Here is a 15,626-nt window from a genome sequence, read left to right on the forward strand (position 1 = left end):
CCCGGCCGGCTGGGGGGGGTGGGCCTCGTGAGCCCGGCCATCGTCGCGCCCTTGTCAGACGCCCGCGGCCCGCGCCGTCTCGTACACCTCGGTCGCCACGTCGATCAGCTCCGCGGCGTCGCGCGTCGTGCCCTGGAGGTCCAGCAGGATCTCCGGTACGCCCGTCGCGGCGTGTGCCACCAGGTCCTCGACGATCTGCGCCACGCTCCCGTGGAAGGGCTGCCGGTCCGCGCCCTCGAACGGCTTGGCGGTGTACCGCGCGTTGGCGCGGGCGCAGACGCCGAGCGGACGCTCCCGGCCGCGCTCGGCGGCCACGTCCCGTACCCGCTGCCATTGCTCGGTCAGCTGGGCGGCGCCCATGGCCACGGGCATCCAGCCGTCCGCCCGGTCCACCAGTCGGCGGGTGGCACGGGTGCTGTTCGCGGGCAGGTAGACCGGGATGGGACGCACCGGCTTCGGGCCGACCTCGGACGGGGCAATGGTGGTCAGCTCGCCCTCGTACGAGACGGGGTCCGGGCCCCAGACGGCCGCGCACACGTCCAGCAGCTCGTCCAGGACCGCGCCGCGCTTCTCGAAGGGCGCGACGGAAGCGGCCGCGTACTCGTCCAGGGACCAGCCCGTGCCGAGGCCCGCGATCACTCGTCCCCCGCTCGCGACGTCCAGCGAGGCGAGCGACCGGGCCAGCTGGAACGGCACGTGCAGCGGCGCGACCAGGACGCTGGTGCCCAGCCGCGCCCGGCCGGTGGCCGCGGCGGCCAGCGCGAGCGTGACCAACGGGTCGGCGACGCTGCGGTACTGATCGGGCCACGGCAGCCCCGGTACGCCGTACAGCCCCTGGGTGGCCGGTTCGGGGAACAGGACACGCTCGAAAACCCAGAGGCTCGCGTATCCGGTCTCCTCCGCCGCGCGGGCCACGGTGGCCACATCGCGGCCGATGTCGTACTGCTTCATCTGCGGGAGTCCGAGACCGAGTGAGATCGGCATGAATGCGCTCCTTCATGATGGCTGCGGAACAACTACCTCAGAACACTTACGTCTTTCCCGCCCGGTGACCATCGAAGGACACGGCGTGCGGGGCCTCGTCGTCCGCCGCACGGCCCGCTCCCGGACGGCGCCGGTGAGGCCGGGCAGCGCGGCGGTACGTGGTCGCGGGCCGATCGGCTCAGGCCGGTCGCGCCAGGGCCTGCAGGGGGAGCACTCCCGCGCCGGAGAACAGGCCGCGGGCCGCGCTGACGCGCCGTTCGCGCGCCGGGCCCGGTGCGGTCAGGCGGTCCAGGGAGCGCAGCAGCGCCCGGGGGTCCGTCGCGTAGTCGGTGAGACCGTGCTCCGCCATACGCCGGACGCCTTCCCTGCCATGGCCCGGAATGGCCCGGTAGCCGATCACCGGAACTCCCGCGGCCATAGCTTCGAGTGCCGTTTGACCTGCCGCGTTGTCGATGAGTGCGCGGGATGCGCTCATGAGGCCCGGCATGTCGTCGACCCAGCCCGCCGCGCGTACATGCGCGAGGCGTGACAGTTCCCGGCGCAACCGGGTGTTCGTACCGCAGAGCACGACCGGTACGTATCCCGCCGCGGCCACCAGGCGCGCGGTCCCGGCCACACGCGATCCGGCCCCCCAGGCGCCCGTCGAGATCAGCACGGGCGGCCGGCCCGGCGAGACGAGACGTCGCCGCCAGTCCGCCGCCGTCGGTGCCGGGGCGTGGAACCGGGGTGCCACCATCGCGCCGGACACGACCGTCGGACGCCGTACCGCTTGCCGTACCTGATGTGCGAGATCGGACGTGAGGCACAGATGGAGATCGTTGCCCGGGTGCAGCCACTGGCGGTGAACGGCGAAGTCGGTGATGACGACGGCGCTCGGGATCGTGAGCGCGCCGCGGGCGCGGAGTCCGCCGGTGAGCTGGGCGGCGAGGTGGAAGACGGGGACGATCACGTCCGGCCGCTGCCACGCGACGAGGTCGAGCAGCCGTCGCTGCGCGAGGACCGCCAACGGGGAACTGCCGGGCCGGGGACCGCCGCCGGTCCGGAAGAAGGCCGCGTACAGCGCCGAATAGACCACGGGCATGCGGCAGACGGCCGTCCGGTAGAAGGAGCGCAGTGCGCCGCCGATTCCCGGGGGCAGCAGGTCGAGGACATCGACCGTCGTCGTCCGCCCTCCGCCGGCCTCCAGTCTGCGGGCCAGTTCGGCGGCCACCACGTGGTGGCCGGAGCCCATGCCGGCGCTCAGGATCAGGAAGCGTCCTGGCGCCGCGTTCATCGGACGTACGCTCCGGGTACTCCCTGCTCGCCGTCCGGCGCGGGGCCGTGTTGACGGGACCTCCACCGGTAGCAGCGGAAGCCCCCCGTGCGGAGCGCTCCGCACGGGTCCGGTAGCTCGGTCGGACGAGCGGCAGGCACGTGATCACCTCCGAGGTCGGCAGCCCTGGGAGTATCCGTCGGAACGGGCGCGGAACCCGGTACTTCCGTCCTGTCGGTGCGTTCGGTGCAGTGAGGTGTGGGCTTCAACGGTTTTACGGGAGCCCACTCGGGCTACCCCTAACCAGACCCGACACCGCAATGCCCGCGTCCGCGGTCTTCGAGGGGCGGGCCACCGTGCCGCACAGTACTGAGACAGGGAGAGGCCATGCCACGTGTTCCGTGCATCGCTCGCGGCGTGCCGGGTGGCGACGCGTCGGACGGTCATGTCACCAGGGCCGGGGTGGCCCTGGTGACGGGGGCCTCCTCGGGTATCGGGGCCGCGGTGTCACAGCGGATCGCCGCCGAAGGCGGCTGGCGGCTTCTGGTGAGCGGGCGCGACCGGCAGCGGCTCGACGGTATCGCGGCGACGACGTGCTCGACGCCGCTGTACGCGGACCTGATGTCGCTCGACAGTACGGAGCAACTGGTCGAGGAGGCCCTCGACACCGCCGGTCGGGTGGACCTGCTCGTCGCGGCGGCCGGGGTCGGCTGGGCGGGCTCCTTCCACGCGATGCCGGCTGCCGCCGCCGACCGGGTCCTCACCGTGGATCTGGTGTCCGTCGTCCATCTCGTACGGCTGTTGCTGCCGCACATGCTCGCGGCGGGGCGCGGACACATCATGCTGATCGGGTCGGTGGCGGGATCCACCGGCGTCCGCGGTGAGGCGGTCTATTCGGCGGCGAAGGCTGCCCTTGCCGCCTTCGCGGACGCTCTGCGCTACGAATTGAAGGGAACCGGTGTGCGCATCACGCACATGGTCCCCGGTGTGGTGGACACGCCGTTCTTCGAACGACGAGGGATGCCGTACGCCCGTTCGTGGCCCCGGCCGATGGCGCCGGAACGCGTCGCCGACGCGGTCTGGGAGGCCTTCACGGCGGACCGTGAGGAGGTGTACGTCCCCGGTTGGCTGCGCTTGCCGGGGTGTGTGCGCTCCGTGGCTCCCGGGCTCTATCACCGGCTCGCGGCCCGCTTCGGCTGATCGGCGACATGAACGTCCTCGCCGTGGTTCTGGCGCTGTGGGCGGCCCTCGCCAATGGCGCGGCATCCGTGCTGCAGCGGCGCGCCGCCATGGAGCAGGCGGAGTCCGAGGCGGTGGGCGGCGGGCCGGCGGTGCGGCAGGGGATGCGCGCTCTGGCGCGGCTGGTGCGCCGGCGCTTCTGGCTGGCCGGTGTGACGGTGCTCGGGCTGTCCGCGCTCCTGCAGGCGGGGGCGCTGGCGGTCGGCAGCCTGTCTGTGGTGCAGCCGCTGATGGCGAGCGAACTCCTCTTCACCCTGCTGCTCGGCACCGTGGTCTTCCATCACCGTCCGGGCGGCCGCACCTGGCTGTCCTTCCTGATGCTCGCCGCAGGTCTGGCGCTCTTCCTGGCCGCCGTCGGCCCGTCGGCCGGGGAGGGAACCGGAATGGCCGGTGCCTGGCTGCCTGTCGGAATCCTCGCCGCCACCGCAGTGCTCGCGCTGCTCCTGGTGGCCCGTACGCTCACCGGCGCCGCCGGCGCCGCGGTGCTGGGCTGTGCCACGGCCGTCTCCTTCGCCTGCACGGCCGCTCTGATCAAGGAGGTCACCGGCCGGGTCCCGGAGGGAGCGGCCGTGGTCTTCACGACGGGGTACGTGTACGCGCTGGGCTGCGCCGGTCTGCTGAGTCTGCTGCTGTTGCAGAGCGCTTTGCGTGCCGGGACCCTGGCCGCTTCCCAGCCGGCGCTCACGCTCGGGGACGCGCTGGTGAGTGTGGTGCTGGGGAAGGCCCTGTTCGGCGAGCGGATCGCGCTGGGTGATCATCTGCTGCCGGCCACGCTGGGTGCGTGCCTGGTGGCTGCCGGCACGGTGGGCCTGTCGCTCTCCCCGGCGGTCGCGGGTCACTGGGATGCCACGAGAACGACCCGGCGGCACGGCGGCGCCGACCGACTGGCGACGGCCGCCGACGACGAAGGGACAGAAGCCCGTTGAGCCCCCGGCACAGCAGGATCCTCCTCGCGCTCCGTGCCCCATTGACCGTGTCGGCCCTCGTGCTGACCGCTCATGTCGCCCCGGCCGGCACATGGCTGCCGGGGCTGCGCCGGACGTGCTTTCCCGCCCTGGCCGGACTCGGCCACCCCAGGCATGTCGCCCTGACCTTCGATGACGGCCCGGACCCCCGCTCCACCCCGCTCTTCCTCGACGCACTGGACCGGCTGTCCGCCCGCGCCACCTTCTTCGTGCTCGGGGAAAGTCTGCTGCGCCATCCGGAACTCGGCCGTGACATCGTCCGCCGCGGCCATGAACTCGCCGTTCACGGCTGGACACACAGCCGCCCATGGCTTCCCGCCCCCGGCCGGGACCTGCGCGAGGTCTCCCGTGCCGCCGAAGCGGTGCGAAGGGTCTCGGGCGTCCGGCCGTTGTGGTACCGGCCGCCGTACGGAGTCCTGACCGGCGGCCGGTGGACCGCCGCACTGGCCTGCGGGCTGCGACCGGTGCTGTGGTCGGCCTGGGGGCGGGAATGGGCGAAGGACGCGACGTCCGAGGGGGTTCTGGCGACCGTGCGCGGCGGGCTGCGCGGCGGCGGGACGGTCCTCCTGCACGATGCCGATCAGTCGGCGTCGTGCCAGTGGCAGCCGGTACTCACGACGCTGCCGGAACTGATCAACGGCTTGCGGACGGCCGGGCTGACCGTCGGCCCGCTCGCCGACCACGGCCTTGCGCCGGCACGGCGGACGGGGTTGAGCGCGCCGGTTCCGACGGAGGGACCTCACGGCCGCTCTTCTTCCTGTCCCGGACGCAGGAACCACTGACGCGCGGCATCCGCGACGTCTTCCAGGGCACCTGGTTCCTCGAACAAATGTGTGGCACCGGGAATCACGTGGAGCCGGTGCGGCACACGCAGTTGCTCGGCCGCCTCCCGGTTCAGCATCAGTACGTGCCCGTCGTCGCCGCCCACGATCAGCAGCACAGGGGACCGCACCCGGCTCAGCGCCTCAGCAGCCAGGTCGGGGCGGCCGCCACGGGACACGACGGACCGGACACGGCCGGGCCGCTCGGCCGCCGCCACGAGGGCCGCGGCGGCCCCGGTGCTCGCGCCGAAGAGCCCCAGAGGCAGCTCCGCCGTGGACGGCCGGTCGCCGAGCCAGTCGACCGCGGACACCAGGCGTCGCCCGAGCAGGCCGATGTCGAAGCGGTACTGCCCCGACACGGCGTCCAATCGCTCCTCCTGCTCGGTCAGCAGGTCCAGCAGCAGCGTGCCCAGCCCCGCCTCCCGCAGGGACGCGGCCACGGCCCTGTTGCGCGGGCTGTGGCGCGAGCTGCCGCTGCCGTGGGCGAAGAGCACCACGCCCGCGGCCTGCTCGGGAATCACCAGGTCGCCGACGATCGCCGATCCGTCGACAGGTAGGGAAACCGCTTCGGATCTCATCACTGTCATCGTCTCCTTCCCGAGGTGCGCCGAGGTGCGCCGAGGTGCGGCCGCGCGCACGGAGCGGGATCACCGGCGTGCACGGTGCGACGTCGCATGTACGCTCCCCCACGCGTCCGGGTCCGTGTTCCCACGGTCGCGCGAGCCGTCGCCGCAGGCCACCCTGGAGTCATGGCGACACCACCGATCACCATCCACGCACCGACGCCGTCCGGCGGCCGGCTCGTGACCGTGCACATCAACAGCCGCGACGAGAAGCTCGGCATGGCACACAGCGATCAGGACCTCGTCGTGTTCCTCGCCGACGCCGGGCTGGCGAACCCGGAGCTGATCCTCAACAACCCCGCCGTGGTCCAGTGGCAGGGCACCGCAGCGCATCGCTACGAGAGCGCCTGACCCACCGCGAGCGTCGGTGCCCGCGCGGGCGCACCCTGGGGACATGGGTGCTCCGATCGTCGTGCACCGCCCGGCACCGGGCACGGGCGGCCGGGCGGTCACCATCAACGGTGGTCTCGCCGGCCTCGCACACAGTGACCGCGACCTGATCGGTTTCCTGCGGCGGGCCGGGGTCTACGACGCCGAGCACCTCCTCGACGACCCGGCCTGGATCGAATGGCGCGAGGGCCGGGCCCACTGCTACGAAGCAAAATGACCGGCGGGACGAACGTGTGCGTGCTCGTCCCGCCGCGCCGGGACCCGCCTCCGTCGAAGCGGCGGGGACATCACGGTGCGCGCCGCGAGGCGCGGGCAGCGAGGCGCGGGCAGCGACCGGATGATCGCCTCTTCGAGCACCTACGCGTTACCCGGCCCGAAGGGCTCCACCTGGCAACGGAAGCGAGCCGGGTCCACCGCCGGCGGTTCGCTGCCGTGCCACGCGACGGTTCGCCGAAGCCGATGAGGCGTTCCGGTGCACAAGGAGCGGCTCATTGCTCGTCCTCGGTGGTCCCGACCGGGTCGGCGGTCCGTGCCGGAAAGAGCACGGACCAGCGAGCTTCCTCCTCACGCTGCTCCTCGCTCCGTCGCAGCCACGCCTGGACGGTCAGGGACACCACGGCGGTGGTGCCCGCGACCGCCAGCAACGCGGCCATGCTCGGATCGACCGGTATGAGCAGCAGAAACATTGTGAGGGCCGCCGACACCCAGCCGGTCAGCACAGCGGCCGCGGCCAGTCGCCGGGAGCGCGGCCGGTCCTGGCCGGCCCGCAGATCGATATAGGCGGGCAGGTACCAGACGTTGCCGGATGCGAAGAGCACGACGACACCGACCGCCAGAACACCGTGGGACATCGGGGAGCACTCTCCTGAGAGCGGGATTGCGGGAGGGGGGAGAGAGGGAAGGATCAGTGCGGCACTGCGGGTTCGAGTTCAAGTGCGGCGATCTCCGGATGGTGCAGATCGAAGGCCGGGGACTCGCTGCGGATTCGGGGCAGGGAAGCGAAGTTGTGCCGGGGCGGAGGGCAGGACGTGGCCCATTCCAGGGAGCGGCCATAACCCCAGGGGTCGTCGACGGTGATCTTCCTGCCGTACTGGCTGGTCTTCCAGACGTTGTAGAAGAAGGGCAGGAACGACAGTCCGAGGAGGAATGAGCCGATGGTGGAGAGGGTGTTGAGAGCGGTGAAACCGTCAGCGGCAAGATAGTCCGCGTACCTGCGCGGCATTCCCTCGGCTCCGAGCCAGTGCTGCACGAGGAACGTGAGGTGGAAGCCGACCGTCAGCACCCAGAACGTGATCTTGCCCAGGCGCTCGTCGAGCATTTTGCCGGTGAACTTCGGCCACCAGAAATGGAACCCGGCGAACATCGCGTACACGACCGTACCGAAGAGCGTGTAGTGGAAGTGGGCGACAACGAAGTACGAGTCGGAGACATGGAAGTCCAGTGGCGGTGAGGCCAGGATGACTCCGGTCAGTCCGCCGAAGACGAATGTGATCAGAAATCCAGTGGTCCACAGCATCGGTGTCTCGAAGGACAGCGACCCTTTCCACATCGTGCCGATCCAGTTGAAGAACTTCACTCCGGTCGGTACGGCGATCAGGAAGGTCATGAAGGCGAAGAAGGGCAGCAGTACGCCACCGGTCACATACATGTGATGGGCCCAGACGGTGACGGACAGGCCGGCGATGGCGATCGTCGCGGCGACGAGACCGATATAGCCGAACATCGGCTTCCGGGAGAAGACCGGAATGATCTCGGAAACGATACCGAAGAACGGCAGAGCCAGTACATAGACCTCTGGGTGGCCGAAGAACCAGAAGAGGTGCTGCCACAGAAGCGCGCCTCCGTTGGCGGGATCGAAGATGTGTGAGCCGAACTTCCGGTCCATCTCCAGCGCGAAGAGTGCCGCGGCCAGGACCGGGAAGACCATGAGGATGAGTACGGCGGTCAGCAGTACGTTCCAGGTGAAGATCGACATCCGGAACATGGTCATTCCTGGGGCACGCATGCAGATGATGGTGGTGATGAAATTCACCGCTCCGAGGATGGAACCGAAGCCGGAAAGTGCCACGCCCATGATCCACATGTCGGCGCCGATGCCCGGCGAATGCGTGGCGTCGGACAACGGGGCATAGGCGAACCATCCGAAGTCCGCGGCGCCCTGCGGAGTGAGGAACCCCGCGGCGGCAATCAGTGAACCGAAGAGGAACAACCAGTACGCCAGCATGTTCAGTCGCGGAAACGCCACATCAGGTGCGCCGATCTGAAGCGGCATGAGCCAATTGGCGAATCCTGTGAACAGCGGCATCGCGAACAGGAGCAGCATCACCGACCCATGCATGGTGAATGCCTGGTTGAACTGCTCGTTGGAAATGATCTGCGTCCCGGGACGGGCGAGTTCGGCACGCATCACGAGTGCCATCGCGCCGCCGATCAGGAAGAAGACGAACGCGGTGACGAGATAGAGCGTGCCTATCTGCTTGTGGTCGGTCGTCGTGAGCCACGAGACGACGATCCGCCCGCGAGACGAACGGCCCGGCAGATCGGTGCCGGGTCGCATCGCCGGCTCTTTCGCGTCGGCCCGGGTGGCCCGGCGACCGTTCCTGGTGGAGTGCGCGTCGACGATGGCGGCTCCGGGTCCGGGGGGCACCGGCCCCTGTGAGGGGGCGGCCTGATTGCCCTGAGATTCCATTGCGTCCACCGGACCGTGTCCTCCAGCTCTTGCGGTTCTTCGAGCGCTCCCCGGTCGCACGGGGCAGAGGGGAGCGGTCGGAAAGGTCCGGCGGATCGCGAGGGGACGGACCGGACCTTCCCGGCCGCACCATGCTGGCCGTGAGCGTCGAAGCCCTCCAGGGACCGACAGGTACCTTCCACGGGGCCGTCCGGCCCTACTGCCGACCCGTCAGGCGGCCGACCGGCCTCACCCGAGCCGGTTCCGGGGGCGACAGTGCACCGCCGGGCACTTCGGCCCCGTGGCTGCCGTAGGCTGACCGTCCGTGGACCGGTCCCAGCCGTGCGGTGATCCGGTGAGCATTTTCCCGGCATACGGCACACGGACCCAGAGAGCGGCGCCCCGATGACAGAGACAGCACCTACCGCGGCCGACTCCCCCTTGGCCGACTCCCCCTTGGGAGTTCCCTCTCCCGGCTCCGCCTCCCCTGTCCCCGACTCGCCCGGAGCCCCCTGCCCCGGTCCGGCCATCTGGCCTCAGCCCAGTCGGCCGGACAGGATGCGCAGTCTGCTGGACGCCGTGATGAGTCTGGGGCGGGGCCTGGAACTGCCCGAGGTGCTCCGCGGGATCGTGGAGGCCGCCGTGACGCTGACCGACGCGGAGTACGGAGCGCTCGGCATTGTCGGCGACGGGCAGAAGCTGCTGGAGTTCCTGCCGGTCGGCATATCGGAGGAGCTCGCCGCCGTGATCGGCCAGACGCCGTGCGGGCGCGGAATCCTCGGTGAGCTGATCCATCACCCGGAACCGCTGCGGCTCACCGATCTGAGCCGCCATCCGCGCAGCTTCGGATTTCCGCCCCATCATCCCCCGATGCGCACCTTCCTCGGGGTGCCGGTGCGGGTTCGCGACGAGGTGTTCGGCAACCTCTACCTCACCGAAAAGCGGGGCGGAGTGAGTTTCGACGCCGACGACGAGGCAGTGCTGACCACCTTGTCGATCGCGGCCGGGGTCGCCATCGACAACGCCCGCATGTACGACGAGAGCCGTCGCCGGGAGCGGCGTCTGGAGGCACTGGGCGAGATCACTCGCGCCCTGCTCTCGGGGACGGACACCGACGAGGTGCTGCATCTGATCGCCGAGCGGGCGATGGAGGTGGCGGGGGCCGACCGGGCCGCGATTCTGTTGCCGACGCCCCCCGCGTCCCTCTCCGGAGTTTCGGAGACGTCCGGGGCCGAGGCACGTCTCACCGTTGTCGTCGCCCACGGCAAGGACTCCGAAAGCGTGGCGGGACTGTCCGTACCCGCGCGGGGATCACTGGCCGGACTCGCCGCGCGTACCGGGACACCGGTGCACTGCGCCGATGTCCGCACCGATCCCCGGGCCCACCCGTTCGGCGACGGTGCCGAGGACGGTCTGGGGCCGGTGGTGACGGTGCCTTTGCGAGTCGACACCGGGGCAAGGGGCGCGCTGCGCCTTGGGCGGCCGGTGGACCGCCCGCCGTTCGACGACACCGAGGTAGCGCTCGTCTCGGGCTTCGCCGACCAGGCGGCCATCGCCCTGGAACTGGCCCGTAGGCGGGCCGAGTCCGAGGAACTCGCCGTCATGCACGACCGGGACCGGATCGCCCGCGATCTGCACGATCTGGCGATCCAGCGTCTCTTCGCGACCGGGATGACTCTCCAGAGCACCACGCGTGCCATCGCGGACCGGCCGGACGCGGCCGAGCGGGTCAGCCGGGCGGTGGATGATCTGGACACCACGATCCGGATCATCCGGTCCACCATCTTCGATCTGCGGACGGCGGACGGTTCGGGCCGTGGCGGGCTGCGGCACCGGATGACGGAGACCGCTCGCACGGCGGCACACGCCCTGGGTTTCCGGCCCTCTGTGCGGATCGACGGGCCGGTGGACACCACGGTGCCGGACGAACTGGCCGAACACGTGCTGGCGGTCGCCGCCGAGGCGGTGTCCAATGCCTCTCGCCATGCCCGTGCCACTCGTATCGCCATCGTGCTGTCGGCCGACGACGCAGTGACCCTGACCGTCACCGACAACGGCATCGGAATCCGGGACGGTGTCACGACCGCGCCCGGGACAGGGGCAGCGTCCGATGCCGACGAGCCGGCCGCCGGGCGCCTCGGAGGGCTGGCCAATATGCGTACGCGGGCGGAGCTGTGCGGCGGCACACTGGCCATCGAACGGCCGGCGGACGGCGGCACCCGGATCATCTGGCGCGTGCCGCTCCACGACTGACGCCTGAGCGCCCGTCAGCTTCCCGGGGCCGGGGGCCACCCCTGACGGTCCTTGATCCGGCCGACGAGCATCGCGGCCTGGATACGGCGGGCCACGCCCAGTTTTGCGAGGATCGAGGAGATACGGTTCTTGACGGTCTTCTCGGCCAGGAAGAGACGTTCCGCGATCTCTCGGTTGGTGAGGCCCTCGCCGATGAGATCCAGGATCTGCCTTTCCCTGGGCGTGAGTCCGTCCAGTTCCGATGCCTCCGACGCCTCGGCAGGGGTGCGCTGGGGGCCCCGCAGCCGTGCCATCACGCGGGCGGTCGTCCGTGGATCGAGCATCGAGGTGCCTGACGCGACCGTGCGTACGGCGGCGATCAGATCGGCTCCGTTGATCTGCTTCAGCACGTACCCCGCAGCGCCCGCCATGATGGCGTCGAACAGCGCCTCGTCATCATCGAACGACGTCAGCATCAGGCAGGCGAGTTCGGGCATCAGGGCACGCAACTCCCGGCATACCTCGATACCGGCGTGGTCACCGCCCTGGTCGTCGCCGAGACGGACATCCAGTACGGCGACCTGCGGCCTGCTGGCCGGTACGCGGGCCAGCGCCTCCCGGGCGTCGGACGCCTCGCCGACGACCTCGATGCCGTCCTCGGCTTCCAGCAGGTCGCGTACGCCGCGCCGTACCACCTCGTGGTCGTCCAGGATGAAGACGCGTACGGGGGTCGCGGACTGCGACGGGGGCGTGCTCGGCGGGGTGGTGCTCAGTGGGGTGTTCGCGAACTCATTCACATCATGCTCGATCGGTTCGGGGAGAGGGCCGGAACCAGTATGTGCCGGTCCGCAGGCCTGTTCCCGCCGGGGTGCCAGGGCATGGCAAACGGCGTCTGAACAGGGCCGAAAGGCCCTGTCACCGGGGGCCGGTCAGCGGGCAGGACGCGGTGCCATACTGACGCCGCCAAGATCGTCCGGGCACCACGGACATCCCCTTCCGGCCACCCCACTGCGCTGCACCGAGGAGCCATCGGCCCATGAACACCCCGAGCGAGGACTACCACGCACTGCTCGCACGGCATGACGCGATGCGGCTGCGACGACGCATCCTGACCCCGTCCGACAGCCGCCCCGAACCGTGGAGCGCCAAGGCCCCGCAGGCGTACGACGGAACTGCCGACCAGCGCCTGATCAGCGACTTCCTGCCACTGGTGAGCCCGCTGGAGGAGCTGATCGCCGAACTGTACCGGCTGCTGTTCGAGCGGCATCCGTATCTACGGTCATTGTTCCCCGAGTCGATGGCGTTCCAACAGGTTCATCTCGTAGGAATCTTCCGCTATCTGATCGGCAATCTGCACCGTACGGACGAGATGATCGGCGTCTTCGAACAGTTGGGGCGCGACCATCGCAAGCTCGGTGTGCGCCCCGCGCATTTCGAGGCCTTCGAGGCGGCGCTGATCGAGGCACTGCGCGTGCGCGCGGGCGCCCGGTGGACCAGCGCGCTGGGGGACGCCTGGCTGCGGATGTTGCGGCTGGCTGTTTCGGCGATGGTCAGGGGCGCGGACGAGGCGATCGCCGAACCGCCCAGCTGGGAGGCGACAGTGACCTCGCACGAACTCCGCACGCCCGATCTCGCGGTGCTGCGGGTACGGCCCCACCAGCCCTACGCCTTCGAGGCCGGACAGTACGCGTCCATGGAGTCGCCACTGCTGGAACAGGCATGGCGTCCCTACTATCTGGCTCGCGCGCCGCATCCGGACGGTGAGCTGGAGTTCCATGTACGGGCCCGGGGCGCCGGCGGGGTGAGCGATGCGCTGGTGCACGGTACACGGGAGGGCGGCACCGTCCGTCTCAGCGCCGCGCGCGGCGCGCTGGCGCTGCCCGATCTCATTCCGTCCGCAGACATTCTGCTGATCGCCTCCGGTACGGGCTGGGCCCCGATGAAGGCGCTGCTCCAGCGGATCGATGCCGACCGGTCCCGTGCGCACCGGGTACGGCTGCTGCTCGGTCTCGCCGCGCCGCAGGACAGGGCGGCGGTCGAAGAGATGTACGACGCGGCATATCTGGAGGCGTTCCGGCGCGGACGCCCCTGGCTGACCGTCATCGCGGCTGATACAGCGGATGCCCGCTTCGCGGGCGCCGGGCTGCGGGCCCTGAACGGAACACTGACTCCACGGCGTGGAGCCGCCGCCCCGCAGCACGCCTTTCTGGCCCTGGCCCCCGAGGTCTCCACGACCGGGCCGGCGCAGGCCCTCACCGCGCGGCTGGTCGCCGCCGGAGTACCGGTCGCACACATCCATCACGAGACCACCGGCATCGACGCGGTCACAGAAACGTCTGCCAGTACGACCAGAACCGGGTTGCTATCAGCATGACGAGGGCCAGGCACCAGGTCACCGGCACCACGAGGGGGAACTCCAGCACCACCGCGACCAGGGCGCGTGGGGCAGGCAGGACACCATGGCGCAGATTGTGCACCGTGGTGTGGCAGAACATGAAGATGGTGGCCACCCACACGAGCACGCACCACAGGCAGAGGGCGCCTATGTCGTACAACGCCTGCGTCATCAGCCACATGCAGAAGCCGACGCCGAACAGCGCGCCGAGGTTCAGCCCCAACCAGTACCAGCGCCGATAGCGGGCGCCTGCAAGCAGGCCCGCGCCGGTCCCCATCACCACCCCGAAGGCGACAAGCCCGATGAGCGGATTGGGAAAGCCGAACACCGACGCCTGCTCGCTGCGCATCACATTCGTGCAGGACACCACGGGGCTCAGCGAGCAGGCGGGCACGAAGCCGGGGTCGGCGAGCAGTTCGAACTTGTCGATCGTGATGACGAAGGAGCCGAGCAGCCCGAGCGCGGCGGTGATCACCAACAGCCACCCGAACCCCTGCCTCGCCCCGGCGCTCTCCCGGCCGTAGCCCGCCCCGGACGCACTGGACCGGTCGTCGGTCTCGGGTTCTTCCGCGGTCCTCCCCGCCCCACGCTCGGCCGGTTTCATGTCCGCCCCCTTACGCAACCGTCCGGCCAGACGACCTCCACCCGGATTCCTCGCGCACGCGCGAAGGCAACCAGATGTGCGGTGGCGTCCCGGCCGTCCGACGGCGATCCGTCCCACACGGCGAGCACGGTCCGGCACGTCTCCACCAGACGTTCATCAGCGCTGACACACGCGTTGCGGTCGGCCGGATCGAGAGCCACCAGCCGTACGTGTTCGGCCAGGACCAGCAATTCGCCTGCGGCCGACCGGTCCCGCTCAGGCAGCACGGCGGGAACAGCGCCCTGGGCCGGCAGCAGCACTGTCAGCTTCCGCCCGGCCTCCCGGGCGGCCCGCCCGAACACCAGCGGCAGCCCCGCCCCGACCCGCACCAAGGCGGCCGCACCCTCTGCCAAGCGGTCCAGCCGTGCTCTCAGTTCGTCTTCCACCAGATCCAGGGTTCTCTTGCCGAGGTCTTTGTGCCCGACGACTGCGATCACCACGTTTCCCTCCTGCTCTCGCACCCGCACCGTCCGAACGCTCCCACATGCCACGTCACGGCCCGCCCAGGAGCGGTTACTTGACCGGTCCGCAGCATGTGACGCACCGCAGTGAACCCATCGGAGGTCGGACGCCGATAGGGCCGTTCGGCCCTGGGGCCGTTCGACCCTGGCGTGGGGACGGGCCACACGATGTACTCATGCGGCAGGTGAGCAGACCAGGAGACGAGGCAGCCCCCATGAACCACTCATGCCATCAGTCGCCCCAGCCGTCGGTGCGCACGGCTGTGACCACACCACCGGAGGCGGCACCGTTCTCGGGTCCGGCGGCCACCGGGCCGCGCCGCACGGTCGAGTTGACGGGTACCCAGGCACTGAGCCTGCTCGGCAGGACGTCGCTCGGGCGGATCGTCTTCACTCAGCGCGCGCTGCCCGCCATCCGACCGGTGAACCATCTGCTGGACCACGGTCAGATCGTCATCCTGACCCATCAGGACTCGGATCTGTTCGCCCAGGCCCACGACCATGGCGATCGGGGAGTCGTGGTCGCCTACCAGGCCGATGACATCGATCCGCTGACCCATCTGGGCTGGAGTGTCGTCGTCACGGGGTACTGCCGCCCGGTCGCCGATCCGGACGCGCTGACGCGCTACCAGCGGCTGCTGCGGCCCTGGTCGGGCCCGGTGATGAACTGTGCGGTACGCATCCGTCCGCATCTGGTCACCGGAATCCGGCTGGCCGTCTGACCCAGTACTTGCATGCGGAATGTCGGCCCACGCGTGCTGCGGGCGGAGCCGTGCACCCGGGCGGCCGCAGCCCGGAGTGAGGCCGGCCCCGACGAGCGCGGGATCGCGGAGGATCCTGCCACGGCGTCAGTGCCGCTGATATCGCGCTGTCCAGGCCGGACTGCGGACCGTCTCGGCCAACAGCGCGGCCCCTGGCCGCGACATCGCACGGCGACCACCGCCCTCGACACG

The 15,626-nt window shown here is 70.3% G+C and carries 16 protein-coding genes; 8 read left to right on the forward strand and 8 right to left on the reverse strand.

The genetic code is table 11. From position 1 onward, the window contains the following. Nucleotides 1-54: 54 nt before the first annotated feature. Complete coding sequence (locus OG306_RS03210; RefSeq protein ID WP_266744529.1) at nucleotides 55-984, reverse strand: TIGR03619 family F420-dependent LLM class oxidoreductase; 930 nt, start codon at nucleotides 982-984, stop codon at nucleotides 55-57. A 178-nt stretch (nucleotides 985-1,162) separates the two neighbouring features. Continuing rightward, nucleotides 1,163-2,257 carry an MGDG synthase family glycosyltransferase gene (locus tag OG306_RS03215; RefSeq protein WP_266744530.1) on the reverse strand — a complete coding sequence of 365 codons (1,095 nt, stop codon included), beginning with the start codon at nucleotides 2,255-2,257 and terminating at the stop codon, nucleotides 1,163-1,165. Between the two features lie 366 nt (nucleotides 2,258-2,623). Between OG306_RS03215 and OG306_RS03220 the strand changes: the two genes are divergently transcribed. The 3 genes from OG306_RS03220 to OG306_RS03230 are packed head-to-tail and all read left to right on the forward strand — an operon-like array spanning nucleotide 2,624 to nucleotide 5,222. Then, a complete protein-coding gene (locus tag OG306_RS03220) occupies nucleotides 2,624-3,436 on the forward strand; it encodes an SDR family NAD(P)-dependent oxidoreductase (RefSeq protein ID WP_266744531.1) in 813 nt (270 codons plus the stop codon). Nucleotides 3,437-3,444: 8 nt separating this feature from the next. Beyond that, nucleotides 3,445-4,401, forward strand: a complete 957-nt coding sequence (locus tag OG306_RS03225; RefSeq protein ID WP_266744532.1) for a DMT family transporter — start codon at nucleotides 3,445-3,447, stop codon at nucleotides 4,399-4,401. 41 nt (nucleotides 4,402-4,442) lie between these two features. After that, nucleotides 4,443-5,222: a polysaccharide deacetylase family protein gene (locus OG306_RS03230; protein ID WP_371665102.1), complete on the forward strand. Its 780-nt coding sequence runs from the start codon at nucleotides 4,443-4,445 to the stop codon at nucleotides 5,220-5,222. Here OG306_RS03230 and OG306_RS03235 read toward each other — a convergent pair. Next, a complete protein-coding gene (locus OG306_RS03235) occupies nucleotides 5,180-5,839 on the reverse strand; it encodes a dienelactone hydrolase family protein (protein WP_266752056.1) in 660 nt (219 codons plus the stop codon). The two genes, OG306_RS03230 and OG306_RS03235, sit on opposite strands and share 43 nt — an antisense overlap. 171 nt (nucleotides 5,840-6,010) lie before the next feature. Here OG306_RS03235 and OG306_RS03240 point away from each other — a divergent pair, with 171 nt between their 5' ends. Further along, nucleotides 6,011-6,235: a hypothetical protein gene (locus tag OG306_RS03240; RefSeq protein ID WP_266744534.1), complete on the forward strand. Its 225-nt coding sequence runs from the start codon at nucleotides 6,011-6,013 to the stop codon at nucleotides 6,233-6,235. Between the two features lie 43 nt (nucleotides 6,236-6,278). Continuing rightward, nucleotides 6,279-6,491, forward strand: coding sequence for a hypothetical protein (locus tag OG306_RS03245; RefSeq protein ID WP_266744535.1), 213 nt, complete (start codon nucleotides 6,279-6,281; stop codon nucleotides 6,489-6,491). A gap of 271 nt (nucleotides 6,492-6,762) precedes the next feature. Here OG306_RS03245 and OG306_RS03250 read toward each other — a convergent pair whose 3' ends face one another. Both OG306_RS03250 and ctaD read right to left on the reverse strand, forming a co-directional pair. Next, nucleotides 6,763-7,125, reverse strand: coding sequence for a hypothetical protein (locus OG306_RS03250; RefSeq protein WP_266744536.1), 363 nt, complete (start codon nucleotides 7,123-7,125; stop codon nucleotides 6,763-6,765). A 53-nt stretch (nucleotides 7,126-7,178) separates the two neighbouring features. Further along, complete coding sequence (gene ctaD, locus OG306_RS03255) at nucleotides 7,179-8,831, reverse strand: aa3-type cytochrome oxidase subunit I (protein ID WP_266752057.1); 1,653 nt, start codon at nucleotides 8,829-8,831, stop codon at nucleotides 7,179-7,181. A gap of 669 nt (nucleotides 8,832-9,500) precedes the next feature. On the opposite strand from ctaD, the gene OG306_RS03260 reads away from it, so the two are divergent. Next, nucleotides 9,501-11,195 (forward strand): sensor histidine kinase, encoded by a 1,695-nt coding sequence (locus OG306_RS03260; protein ID WP_266744537.1) that lies wholly within the window; start codon nucleotides 9,501-9,503, stop codon nucleotides 11,193-11,195. Between the two features lie 14 nt (nucleotides 11,196-11,209). Here OG306_RS03260 and OG306_RS03265 read toward each other — a convergent pair whose 3' ends face one another. Continuing rightward, a complete protein-coding gene (locus OG306_RS03265; protein WP_266752058.1) occupies nucleotides 11,210-11,947 on the reverse strand; it encodes a response regulator in 738 nt (245 codons plus the stop codon). Nucleotides 11,948-12,210: 263 nt separating this feature from the next. On the opposite strand from OG306_RS03265, the gene OG306_RS03270 reads away from it, so the two are divergent. Further along, the gene (locus OG306_RS03270) at nucleotides 12,211-13,548 is read left to right on the forward strand and encodes a globin domain-containing protein (protein ID WP_266744538.1); all 1,338 of its coding nucleotides are present in this window, start codon (nucleotides 12,211-12,213) and stop codon (nucleotides 13,546-13,548) included. On the opposite strand, the gene OG306_RS03275 is transcribed toward OG306_RS03270, so the two are convergent. Further along, on the reverse strand, nucleotides 13,499-14,173 hold the full coding sequence (locus OG306_RS03275; protein ID WP_266907407.1) for a vitamin K epoxide reductase family protein: 675 nt from the start codon (nucleotides 14,171-14,173) through the stop codon (nucleotides 13,499-13,501). The two genes, OG306_RS03270 and OG306_RS03275, sit on opposite strands and share 50 nt — an antisense overlap. After that, nucleotides 14,170-14,649, reverse strand: a complete 480-nt coding sequence (locus OG306_RS03280) for a hypothetical protein (RefSeq protein WP_266752059.1) — start codon at nucleotides 14,647-14,649, stop codon at nucleotides 14,170-14,172. Before OG306_RS03280 ends, OG306_RS03275 begins: the two co-directional genes overlap by 4 nt. A gap of 239 nt (nucleotides 14,650-14,888) precedes the next feature. Here OG306_RS03280 and OG306_RS03285 point away from each other — a divergent pair, with 239 nt between their 5' ends. Beyond that, the gene (locus OG306_RS03285; RefSeq protein ID WP_371665103.1) at nucleotides 14,889-15,395 is read left to right on the forward strand and encodes a pyridoxamine 5'-phosphate oxidase family protein; all 507 of its coding nucleotides are present in this window, start codon (nucleotides 14,889-14,891) and stop codon (nucleotides 15,393-15,395) included. The last annotated feature ends 231 nt before the right edge of the window (nucleotides 15,396-15,626 follow it).

Origin of the sequence: Streptomyces sp. NBC_01241, from assembly GCF_041435435.1 — a bacterium.
Taxonomy (GTDB): Bacteria; Actinomycetota; Actinomycetes; order Streptomycetales; family Streptomycetaceae; genus Streptomyces.